Source organism: Corallococcus sp. AB049A (genome assembly GCF_003668885.1).
Taxonomy (GTDB): domain Bacteria; phylum Myxococcota; class Myxococcia; order Myxococcales; family Myxococcaceae; genus Corallococcus; species Corallococcus interemptor.
Genome location: NZ_RAWL01000305.1, coordinates 1 through 10,720 on the forward strand (window position 1 = coordinate 1; position 10,720 = coordinate 10,720).

Sequence of the window (10,720 nt, forward strand, 5' to 3'; positions counted from 1 at the left end):
ACCTGGAAGCCCTCCAGGAGCGCGCGGCAGTCCGCGCACCCGGCCGCGTGCGACGCCAGGTCCGCGGGCAACGGGCCGTCCATGCAGTCCAGGACGCGTTCGCACTCGGGCGTCATCGCGACGTCTCCTCTTGAAGGGGGGCGAGCAGCTCACGCAGCCGCGCGTAGCCCCGGTGGGCGCGGACCTTCACCGCGCTCTCGGTGAGGCCCAGGGCCTCTGCGATTTCAGCGAAGCCCATGCCCTCGAAGCGGTGCATGAGGATGGGCAGCCGCTGGCCTTCGGGAAGCTGCGCCAGGGCGCGCTGCACCGCGCGCTCCAGGCCCGCGTCGCGCGGCTCCGGCGTGTCCGCCACGGCGGTGAGGGGCAATTCGCCCTCCGGCGTGAGGTCCTCCGGCCGGCGGTGGCGGCGCGCATGGTCCCGCGCGGCGTTGGTGGCGATGGCGTACAGCCACGGACGGACGCGGGCGCCGGCCTGATAGCGGCCGCGCGCGCGCACCAGGGACAGGAAGGTGAGCTGCGCCAGGTCCTCGGCGGTGGCGGGGCTGCCGGTGAGGCGCGCCAGGTAGCCCTGCACGGGGCGCGCATACCGCTGGAAGAGCGCGTCGAACGCCTGCGCGTCTCCCTGGCAGAACCGCTCCATCAGCCCCTCGTCCGAGTCGCCGGAAACTCCTGATGATGCCGGCATGTCCCCGGTACGCACGGGCGCGGCGGACGGTTTCACGGGAGGGGACGAAGGGCTCACGGGTCGGGCCCGGACTTCTATCAGGTGGACGCCGCCGGCCGCAGCCGCGCCAGCCACGCCTCGAAGGCGGGGTGGCCGTGCAGGTGCGCCAGGTCCTCGTCGGAGGCGGCATAGGCCGCGTCCTGGAAGCCCAGCTCCTCCGCCCGCTGGAGCAGCCGCACCGAGTCCGTCACATTGCCCGCGCGAGCGAAGGCGCACGCCGCGTCGTACGCGATGCCCGGGTCCGGGGCGTGCTTCAGGGCCGCCTCGCCCACCGCCGCGGCCTCCGAATAGGCGCCCCGGATGAACAGCGCCCGCTCCGCGCACCGGAACGCGGACGCCGGGTCCACGCCGGGCAGCCGCAGGGCCTCGTTCACCTGGCCCAGCCGGATGAGCGCGCCCGCGTACTCGTGCATCACGGTGCGGTCCTGCGACTCACCCCACGCCTGCTTCCAGTAGCCCACCGCGCGGGCGTCGTCGCCCACCAGGGAGAACGCCGCCGCCACCGCGTGCATCTCCACCGGCTGGCCCTGCACCTGGGAGAAGTGGTCCAGCGCGGGCCGCCCGTGGCCCTGCTTCAGCGCCACCCAGCCCAGCAGGTAATGGGTCCGGCTGATGAGCCCCGCGGACAGCCCCTCCGTCTCCAGCACCCGGTTGCCCAGCCGCCACGCGTCGTCCAGCCGGTCCTCGCGCAGGGCCTGCTGCGCCTCGCGCAGGCCCTGGGCGTTGGGCCCCTCCTCCTCCTTCGCCTCGCTGCGCGCGCGCATCACGTCCGCCAGCACGCGGAAGGCCTGGTAGCCGAACATGGCGAAGAGGATGCCCATGAACAGGGCCCCGCTCTTGATGCTGAGCAGCACCACGCCCACGCACAGCCCCAGCGCCAGCACGTGCGACACGATGAAGCCCCGCCGCCCGAACATCCGCGTCGCCAGCGCCGTGCTGATGTGCCCGCCATCCAGGGGAGGCACCGGCAGCAGGTTCAGCACCGCCCACACCATGTTGGCGAAGAAGAAGTTGCCCAGGAAGAAGTCGGCGACTTCCGAGCGGCCCCGCACCTGCATCAGCACCGCCCAGCACAGGACGCCCAGCGTCAGCCCCGCCAGCGGCCCCGCGAAGCTGCTCACCACGTCCTTGTGCCAGGGCAGGGGCGCGTCCGTGTTGGGCCGGGTGACGCCGCCCATGAACACCAGGTCCACGCTGGGGCGGTAGCCGAAGAAGCGGAAGGCCACCGCGTGCCCCATCTCATGGACGAGCACGGACACGAAGATGATGAACATCCACGCCAGCACGTAGGCCGCCACCGCGCCCATGTGCCCGGGCGCCGCGCGGTCGGCCAGCTGGTCCCCCAGCCACCCGGCACCCGAGTGCCGCCCCGGCACAGGCAGGGACTGGTAGGCGAACACCGCGGAGAAGAGCAGGTGACTCGTGTGGATGTGGACGGGGACGCTCCCGAGCCTGAAACGGAACATGGAGGGGGACCTTAATCGTTGGGTCCCCCCCGCGCAGGGCCGTTCTCATGCCCCGCGCACTTCTGTTTCCCTTACGGGTATAGGGTGTCTTTTACGCATGCTGAAGCTGGGTCCCTACACGCTCCCCAACCCCTACATCCTCGCGCCCATGGCCGGCGTGAGCGAGCGCCCGTTCCGCGTCATCGCCTTCCGGCTGGGCGCGGCCCTCTGCCCCACGGAGCTGGTGAGCGCCCAGGGGCTGATGCGCCAGAACCAGCGCACCCTCAAGTACCTGCGCTACGACCCGCACGTGGAGAAGCCCTACTCGCTGCAGATTTTCGGCGGCGAACCGGAGGCCATGGCCCAGGCCGCGCAGGTGGGCAAGGCCGCGGGCGCGCAGGTCATCGACATCAACATGGGCTGCCCGGTGAAGAAGGTGGTGCGCAACGGCGCCGGCAGCGGCCTGTTGTGCGACGTGCCCCGCGCCGCCGCCATCGTCCGCGCCATCCGGGAGGCCACCGGCCTGCCCGTCACCTGCAAAATCCGCTCGGGCTGGGACGCGCGCACGCTCAACTACCTCCAGGTGGCGGAGGCGCTTCAGGAGGCGGGCTGCGCGGGGCTCGCGCTGCACCCGCGCACGCGGGAGCAGGGCTACACGGGGCAGGCGAACTGGGCCCACATCGCGGACCTCAAGCGCCACTTCCCGGAGCTGCCCATCATGGGCAACGGGGACGTGAAGACGGTGGCGGACGCCCACCGCATGCTGGACAGCACCGGCTGCGACTTCGTGATGATTGGCCGGGGCGCCCTGGGCAACCCGTGGCTCTTCCGCGAGCTTTCGGGCGGCCCGCCCGCCACCCCCGAGGAGCGCTGCGAGCTGGTGCTGGAGCACGCCCGGGCCCACGCGGAGTTCGTCGGCGACGCGCTGGGGGCGGTGCGCTCCTTCCGCCGGCACCTGGCCTGGTACGCCCATGGCCTCAAGGGCGCGGCGCACTTCCGCTCGGAGGTGAACGGGCTGGACTCACCCCAGGCGGTGGAGGACAGCGTGCGCCGCTTCTTCGCGGGCGCGGACACGGACCCCACGGCACCTCTAGAGGAGCCGGAGGTGGACTACCGCGCGGCGCTGGGCTGAGTGCTGGGAGGAAGCAACACCCGCCCGGTGGCGACCTGCCGGAAGTAGTCGCAGGCCGGGGTGGGGCGGCGCTCCAGCGTGTCGAAGTCGACGTGGTAGAGGCCGAAGCGCGGGCCCCAGCCCTCCAGCCACTCGAAGTTGTCCAGCAGGCTCCAATAGAGGTAGCCCCGCACGTCCACGCCCGCCGCGCGCGCGGCCAGCACCTGCTTCAGGTGCGCGTGGAGGTACTCCGGCCGCACCGTCCCCTTGCGGTCGTCGATGCCGTTCTCCGTCACCCACACCGGCTTGCCGTAGCGCTTCACCTCCTGAAGCAGCTGGAGGAAGCCCTCGGGCCGCTGCTCCCACCCGATGTCGGTGAGCCCGCGTGAGTCCGGGTCGCGGTACTTGAAGTCGATGAAGGGCGGGCGCGGCATGAAGCGCAGGTGCGCGCGCGTGTAGTAGTTGACGCCCACGAACTCCACCGAGTCGCGCGCCCCCTCGATGCGCACGTCCGTGGACGCGACGCCCGGCATGAACACGCGCAGGTGGCCGGAGGACAGCGCCTCGTGGAACGCGTGGTTGTAGGCGGGGGCCGCCAGCCGCACCAGCGAGCGGTCCAGGGGATGCCACCAGCGGTCCGGCGCGAACGCGAGCATGTTCTGGGAGATGCCCAGCTCCACCCGGCCCAGGTGCTGGCCCAGCTCCTCCCGCGCGATGACGTGCGCGCGCACCAGGTTCCCGAGCGCGGCCATCGTCTTCGCCCCGTCCGTGATGCCCGGCGGCATCAGGCCCTGGAGGTAGCCACCCAACAAGAGGACCATCGGTTCGTTGAAGGAGATGACGAGCGCGTCCAGCCCCTCCAGCAGGGGCGCGCACCGGCGCACGTACTGGCGGAAGGCCTCCAGGCTCTCCGGAAGGTGCCACGGCGTGGACGCGTGGAACCACGTGGGGTGGGTGAAGTGATGCAGCGTCACCACCGGCCTCAGGCCCATCGCGCGCAGCTTCAACAGCCGCTCGCGGTAGCCCTCCAGCGCCGCGCCATCGAACCGGCCGCGCTCGGGCTCGATGCGCGCCCACTCCAGCGACAGCCGGAACGCCGTCGCCCCCACCGCCCTCGCCAGGGCGAAGTCCTCTTCGTAGCGGCGCCAGTGGTCCACCGCGAGGCCGCACCTGGCATGGGGCTCCTTCAACTTCCCCTGCCGCTCCCACTGCGCCCAGTCGTTCTCGATGCCGCCCTCCACCTGGTACGCGGACGTGGCGACGCCGAAGGTGAAGGACTCGGGGAAGGTCAGCGCGGCGGAGCTCATGCGGGCGCGCACCGTAGGCCGCCGCCTCCACGACGGGAAGCGACGCGATGCGCGCGCGCCGGATGCACGCCAGCCGACATCCAGACCTGTAGCGCGGACCTTCGAAATGCGTCCGGAGCCGGAAATTCGGCCCCGCACGCGACGCGCCGGAGCCCCGAAATGACCGCCACGAACGGTTCGAAGCGCCCGGAGGCCAAAAATCGGCCTCGCCGCGCACTGCAATACATCACCATGCGTTGACACACTGGCATGTCGCCCGTACCATTCATTTCAAGCACTCACGTTCAGTTCTAAGTGGGTGCAGGGCTCGCGTCCTCGCGGGCCTCAACACTGAACGGAGGATTCCGATGGCCGCGAAGAAGAAGACCGCGAAGAAGGCCGCGACGAAGAAGACCGCGACGAAGAAGACCGCCCGCAAGGCCCCTGCCGCCAAGCGCGGTACGGCCAAGAAGGCCGCCGCGAAGAAGCCGGTCGCCAAGAAGGCCGCGAAGAAGAAGACCGCTTCCCGCCGGAAGGCTGCGACCCCCGCGACCCCGGTCACCCCGGAAGCCTGAAGTAGCGGCGTCATTTCGGACGTCGGTTGACGTCCGGTGAACGGCTCGGCGAAACCCGCCGGGCCGTTTTTCTTTTGCGGGCCAGGGGTTACGTCCTCTCAAGCCTGCCCGGGAGGGGCCATGTCGCTGCGTCCGGTGGAGTTTGGTGAGGTCGTCGCGGAGGCCGCGGCCCGGCTGGTGGGCGCGGTGGCCCAGAAGGCGTGGTGCCCGCTGCCCCGCCTGGCCTACCTGGAGCTGCGCGTCCCCGGCAGATCGGTCGTGCTGTGCCTCTGCGCCGAAGGCGAGCTGTCGCGCCTGTCCGTCGCCGAGGACCGCTTCCCCACGCCGGGCGAGCCCGCCCCCTTCCAGCGCTGGCTGCGCCAGGAACTCACCGGCTTCAAGCTTCAGGCCGCGCGCTACCTGGAGGAGAGCCGCGCCATCGTCCTGGAGTTCGAGCGCGAGGACGTGCGCCGCCGCCTCGTCCTGGAAGTGGGCGCACCGGGAGGGCTGCTCCTCCTCAGCGACAACCACCGCGTGCTGATGCTCTCCGGTGAGGGCTTCGGTCCCAGGCGCAACCTCTATCCCGGAGCGCAGTGGTCGCCGCCGGAGCCCGTGTCCGCGGAGGCGCTGGCGAAGGGACGCGCCCAGCCCTCGCGCCTGGAGCCGAAGGAAGAAGACGCCCTGCCCAGGCTGCAGGCCGCCGAGCGGGTGCTCGGACAGAAGGACCGCACCAGCCGTGCGGACGCCATCCGCCGCCGGCTCGCGCAGCCGTACCGGGCGCGGCTGAAGCGCTCCTCCCGCACGCTGGAGAAGGTGCGCGCGGAGGCCGGGCGAGGCCCGGAGGCGGAGAAGCACCGCGAGGTGGGCGAGCTGCTCGCGCAGAACCTGCACCGGCTCAAGCGCGGCGCGTCGCAGGTGACGCTCACCTCCTATACGGAGGCGGGCGTGGAGGAGGTCCAGGTGAAGCTGGACCCGAAGCGCACCCCCAAGGAGGAGGCGGACTGGCACTTCCACCAGTACCGGCGCCTCCTGCGCGGCGTGGAGCAGGCCCGCCACCGCGAGGCGGAGCTCGCGCGCGAGGTGGCCCACGCGCGGACGGCGCTCACGCAGATTGAAGCCATGGATGGCGCCGCGCTGCTCGCGCAGGTGGACGTGCTCCAGGTGTCCCAGGGCGAAGAGGGCCCCAAGGGGGGGCTGCCCTTCAAGGAGTACGTGGGCCACGGTGGCGCGCGCATCTGGGTGGGGCGCGGCTCGGAGGACAACGACCAGCTCACCTTCAAGCTCGCCCGTCCCTGGCACCTGTGGCTGCACGCGCGCGGCCTGCCGGGCAGCCACGTGGTGGTGCCGCTGGAGAAGAACGCGGAGGTGGCGCAGGAGGTGCTCCTGGACGCGGCGCACCTGGCGCTGCACCACTCCGGGGCCAAGGGCGAGCCGCGCGGCGAGGTGAGCTACCTGCCGGTGAAGTTCGTGCGCAAGCTGAAGGGCGCCGCCCCCGGGCAGGTGACGTATGCCCGGGAGAAGACGTTCGTGGTGCGCATGGAGCCGGAGCGGCTGGAGCGGCTGCTCAAGTCGCGCCATGGCGAACCGGGCGGCCTGCCCTGAAGGACAGGGCCCATGGGACGGATTCAACCCGGGGTGCCACGCGCTGCGTGTGGGCCCGGTCGACAGGCGGACGGGCATCCAGCCCCTGGCCTTGAGGTTCGGGAAGTGCCGGGTACGATGCCCCCCGCGTGACGCCAGAAGCCTTCCGCCAGATGTCCCTGTTCCCGCGCGGCTCGTCCGCGGAACGCGCCGCCACTCCCGCGCAGCGCGCGCCGGAGGGAGAGGCGCCCCTGCCTCCGCGCAACCGCGTCGCGGAGGAAGCCCCTCGCGTCCTCACCGCGTCGCGTGAGGAGCTGTGGACGCGCGCGGAATCGCTCGCGTGGCGGCTGAGCGCGAACCTGGGCATGCCGGTGCGCCTGGCCGTGACGGACAACCGCTCCACCATGGTGTCCTTCCGTCGCGGCTCGCAGGTGCTCCAGCTGCGGCTGCACCACATGTTCCTGGACGCGCCGGAGGTCATCGTGCGCGCGGTGGCGGACTACGCGGGGCGCGGGCACCGCGGCGCGGGCGCCCTCCTGGACGAGTACATCCGGGGCCAGCAGCCGCTCATCCGCCAGCTGCGCCGGGAATCCGACGCGGAGCTGAATCCGCTGGGCCGCTGCTTCGACCTGCGGGCGCTCTACAACGGCGTCAACGAGCTCTACTTCGACAACGCCATCCAGGCCCGCATCGGCTGGGGCCGCATGCCCCCGCGCCGCCGCCGCAAGTCCATCCGCCTGGGCGTCTACGACCACCAGACGCGTGAGATCCGCATCCACCCCGCGCTGGACAAGCCGGACGTGCCGGCCTTCTTCGTGGAGTTCATCGTCTTCCACGAGATGCTCCACCAGCTGTTCCCCAGCAGCAATCGCACCGGGCGCCGCGTGCACCACCCGCGCGCCTTCCGCGAGCGCGAGCGCACGTACCCGCACTACGCCGCCGCGCTGCGTTGGGAGCGCGAGAACCTGGGCACGCTGCTGCGCGGTTGAGCGCACGCCGAGCGGCCTGGACGTTTACTGGTTTACCTGCTCGGTCGCGCTCCGTGACTCCTTGACCGAAACGCGCTGGAGCCGGATGTTCGGCCTCATATGCGACGAGCAAAGATTGTCTGCACCCTCGGCCCTGCCAGTCAGACCCCGGAGATGTTGGAAGCGCTGCTGGAGGCCGGCATGGACGTGGCCCGGCTCAACTTCTCCCACGGCAGCCACGAGCAGCATCAGGCGAACATCGACATGCTGCGCGCGGCCTCGCTGAAGGTGCGCAAGGCGGTGGGCATCCTGGGCGACCTGCAGGGTCCCAAGATCCGCACCGGCCGCTTCATCACCGGCAGCACGGAGCTGAAGCACGGCGGCACCTTCCACATCACCACCGACGAGACGGTGAAGGGCACGGACGAAATCGTGTCCACCACGTACCCGCACCTGGCGGCGGACGTGAACCCGGGCGACCGCATCCTCCTGGATGACGGCCTCCTGGAGCTGCGCGTCGTGGAGACGGACAAGAAGCAGCTGATCAAAACGGAAGTGGTGCACGGCGGCATCCTGAAGAACAACAAGGGCATCAACCTGCCCGGCGTGGCGGTGCGCGCGGACGCGCTGACGCCCAAGGACCGCGAGGACCTCATCTTCGGCCTCAAGGCCGGCGTGGACTACATCGCGCTGTCCTTCGTGCGTCAGCCCTCCGACCTGGACTCAGCGCGCCAGGCCATGGCGGAGGTGGGCCGCACGGTGCCCATCATCTCCAAGCTGGAGAAGCCGGAGGCCATCGCGCGCCTGGACGCCATCCTCGACAAGACGGACGGCGTGATGGTGGCCCGCGGCGACCTGGGCGTGGAGATTCCTCCCGAAGAGGTGCCGGCCGTCCAGAAGGACATCATCCGGCGCTCCAACCTGCGCGGCCTGCCCGTCATCGTGGCCACGCAGATGCTCAACTCGATGATCGACAACCCGCGCCCCACGCGCGCGGAGGCCAGCGACGTGGCCAACGCCGTCTACGACGGCGCGGACGCGCTGATGCTCTCGGGTGAGACGGCGAGCGGCAAGTTCCCCGTGGACTCCGTGCAGATGATGGAGCGCATCATCCTGGCGGCCGAGTCCTCCTCGCGCTCGCAGCTGCAGCCGCGTGTGATTGAAGCCCCGCTGGGCCTGCCGCTGCACTTCCCGGACGTCATCGCGCGCGTGGCGTGTGAAGCGGCCAAGGCCAGCGGCGCTTCGCTCATCGCGGCCTTCACGCTGTCGGGCGTGACGGCGCGCCTGCTGGCGCACTACCGGCCCACGGTGCCGATTGTGGCGTTCAGCCCGAACCAGGAAGTGCGCCGCCGCCTGTCGCTGCTCTGGGGCGTGGTGCCGCGCGTGCTGGAGCCCATCCAGGAGACGGAGACCATGCTCCGCCGCGTGGAGGAGGAGCTGGTGTCGCGTGGGCTCGCGCGCAGGGGCGACCGCGTCGTGGTGGTGTTCGGCGCGCCGGTGGGGCAGCCGGGCAAGATCAACAGCCTGCGGCTGCACACCATCAGCGCCTGATGCCGTGCCCTACGCCGGGCTCTTCTTGAGGGCCCGGCGGGGAATCTCCGCCTCGACGAAGATGGTGAAGAGGTCCTTGTCGAGCTGTCCGGACCCCGCCTCCTTCTTGAGGATGTCCAGCGCGAGCGTGTGCGGCACGGCCTTCTTGTAGGGCCGGTCGCTCGCGGTGAGCGCGTCGTAGATGTCACAGATGGACATCATGCGGGACTGCACCGGAATCTCCGGGACGGCGCGAGGGTAGCCCGTGCCATCCAGCTTCTCGTGGTGCGCGTACGCAATCTCCGGCACGCGGCGCAGCGCGCGGGTCCACGGAATCTGGGACAGGAATCGGTACGTGTGCTCGACGTGGCTCTCGATTTCGCGGCGCTCCTCCGGGGAGAGGGTGCCGCGGGTGATGGAGAGGGATTGGATCTCCTGGGGCAACAGCAGCGACTGCCCCTGGTCGTGCGCGTCGGTGAACGTGAGCTTTCCCAGCTCCAGGAGCCGCTCGAAGTTGCCCTGGGCCAGCACCGTGGGCTTGTTGCAGGTGAGGAGGAATCCCATCACCTCATCCAGCTGGGCCAGCTCCTGGGCCAGTCGCGCGTCCTCCTCCTGGTGGATGGCGGGCAGCTCGGCCAGGCCGCGGACCTCCACGGCGGACAGCCGGCGCCGGGAGCTCTGCAGCTGCAGGTCCTTGCGGGCCAATTGGAAGCGGGCGCGCAGCGCGTCCAGCTCATGGGGGTAGAGCTTCTCCGCCTTGACGAGCACGTTCTCGCGCACGCCCACCTTGCCGAAGTCATGCAGGAGCGACGCGTACCGCAGCTCCTGGAGCTCCACGGCGGTGAAGCGCGTCTGCGCATAGCGGCCGGTGGTGTGGTGCTCCAGCACCTGGGCCAGGGACACGGTGAGGTCCGCGACGCGGCCGGAATGGCCCGCGGTGGTGGGGTCGCGCGCTTCGATGGCGACGACGGACGCGGAGACGAAGCCCTCGAAGAGGCGGTTGATCTCCTCGTGGAGGAGGGCGTTTTCAATCGCGCCGGCGGCCTGGGCGCCCAGGGCGAGCAGCAGCTCCTCGTCCTCGGCGTCGAACACGCGCCCGCCGCGCTTGTTGAGGGCCTGGATGACGCCCGTCACGTCCCCGTTGGCGTCGCGCATGGGGACGCAGAGGATGGTGTGGGTGCGGTAGCCGCTGGAGACGTCGAAGGAGCTGTTGAAGCGGGGGTCGGCGTAGGCGTCGGGGATGTTGATGACGGCGCCCGTCTGGGCGACCTGGCCGGCGATTCCACTGCCAGAGGGGAGGCGGATCTCGTTCTTGGAGCCCTGGGCCACCTTGCTCCACAACTCATCGCGCTCGCGGTCGAGGATGAAGAGCGAGCACCGGTCCGACTCCACGACCTTGGTGGCCTCATAGAGGATGAGGGGCAGCAGCAGGTCCAGGTCGCGCTCGGCGCTCATCGCCTTGGCGACATCCAGGATGGACGTCAGCTTGGCGAGCCGGCGGGACAGGTTGGGGGCGGCGGG

General features: G+C 70.8%; 9 protein-coding genes. 5 read left to right on the forward strand and 4 right to left on the reverse strand.

Annotated elements, in window-relative coordinates:
* Positions 1-112: 112 nt before the first annotated feature.
* On the reverse strand, positions 113-640 hold the full coding sequence (locus D7X55_RS27420) for an RNA polymerase sigma factor (RefSeq protein WP_120550881.1): 528 nt from the start codon (positions 638-640) through the stop codon (positions 113-115).
* 122 nt (positions 641-762) lie between these two features.
* Positions 763-2,190: a site-2 protease family protein gene (locus tag D7X55_RS27425; protein WP_120550882.1), complete on the reverse strand. Its 1,428-nt coding sequence runs from the start codon at positions 2,188-2,190 to the stop codon at positions 763-765.
* Between the two features lie 97 nt (positions 2,191-2,287).
* Here D7X55_RS27425 and dusB point away from each other — a divergent pair, with 97 nt between their 5' ends.
* Positions 2,288-3,301: a tRNA dihydrouridine synthase DusB gene (gene dusB, locus D7X55_RS27430; RefSeq protein WP_120550883.1), complete on the forward strand. Its 1,014-nt coding sequence runs from the start codon at positions 2,288-2,290 to the stop codon at positions 3,299-3,301.
* On the opposite strand, the gene D7X55_RS27435 is transcribed toward dusB, so the two are convergent.
* Complete coding sequence (locus tag D7X55_RS27435) at positions 3,280-4,587, reverse strand: glycoside hydrolase family 1 protein (RefSeq protein WP_120550884.1); 1,308 nt, start codon at positions 4,585-4,587, stop codon at positions 3,280-3,282. The genes dusB and D7X55_RS27435 overlap by 22 nt on opposite strands.
* Before the next feature lie 347 nt (positions 4,588-4,934).
* On the opposite strand from D7X55_RS27435, the gene D7X55_RS27440 reads away from it, so the two are divergent.
* From D7X55_RS27440 to pyk, 4 genes are all read left to right on the forward strand, one after another.
* Complete coding sequence (locus D7X55_RS27440; RefSeq protein WP_120550885.1) at positions 4,935-5,141, forward strand: excinuclease ABC subunit A; 207 nt, start codon at positions 4,935-4,937, stop codon at positions 5,139-5,141.
* A gap of 120 nt (positions 5,142-5,261) precedes the next feature.
* Positions 5,262-6,722: an NFACT RNA binding domain-containing protein gene (locus D7X55_RS27445; RefSeq protein ID WP_121724595.1), complete on the forward strand. Its 1,461-nt coding sequence runs from the start codon at positions 5,262-5,264 to the stop codon at positions 6,720-6,722.
* Between the two features lie 152 nt (positions 6,723-6,874).
* The gene (locus tag D7X55_RS27450; protein WP_121724596.1) at positions 6,875-7,690 is read left to right on the forward strand and encodes a hypothetical protein; all 816 of its coding nucleotides are present in this window, start codon (positions 6,875-6,877) and stop codon (positions 7,688-7,690) included.
* Between the two features lie 99 nt (positions 7,691-7,789).
* Positions 7,790-9,220: a pyruvate kinase gene (pyk, locus tag D7X55_RS27455; RefSeq protein ID WP_121724597.1), complete on the forward strand. Its 1,431-nt coding sequence runs from the start codon at positions 7,790-7,792 to the stop codon at positions 9,218-9,220.
* Positions 9,221-9,229: 9 nt separating this feature from the next.
* Here pyk and D7X55_RS27460 read toward each other — a convergent pair whose 3' ends face one another.
* Positions 9,230-10,705 (reverse strand): HD family phosphohydrolase, encoded by a 1,476-nt coding sequence (locus D7X55_RS27460; RefSeq protein ID WP_233610099.1) that lies wholly within the window; start codon positions 10,703-10,705, stop codon positions 9,230-9,232.
* Positions 10,706-10,720 lie beyond the last annotated feature (15 nt).

Coding starts and splice junctions, on each gene's coding strand:
- dusB (WP_120550883.1), top strand. CDS start 2,288: ATGCTGAAGCTGGGTCCCTACACGCTCCCCAACCCCTACATCCTCGCG.
- D7X55_RS27435 (WP_120550884.1), bottom strand. CDS start 4,587: ATGAGCTCCGCCGCGCTGACCTTCCCCGAGTCCTTCACCTTCGGCGTC.
- D7X55_RS27425 (WP_120550882.1), bottom strand. CDS start 2,190: ATGTTCCGTTTCAGGCTCGGGAGCGTCCCCGTCCACATCCACACGAGT.
- D7X55_RS27420 (WP_120550881.1), bottom strand. CDS start 640: ATGGAGCGGTTCTGCCAGGGAGACGCGCAGGCGTTCGACGCGCTCTTC.
- pyk (WP_121724597.1), top strand. CDS start 7,790: ATGCGACGAGCAAAGATTGTCTGCACCCTCGGCCCTGCCAGTCAGACC.
- D7X55_RS27440 (WP_120550885.1), top strand. CDS start 4,935: ATGGCCGCGAAGAAGAAGACCGCGAAGAAGGCCGCGACGAAGAAGACC.
- D7X55_RS27450 (WP_121724596.1), top strand. CDS start 6,875: ATGTCCCTGTTCCCGCGCGGCTCGTCCGCGGAACGCGCCGCCACTCCC.
- D7X55_RS27445 (WP_121724595.1), top strand. CDS start 5,262: ATGTCGCTGCGTCCGGTGGAGTTTGGTGAGGTCGTCGCGGAGGCCGCG.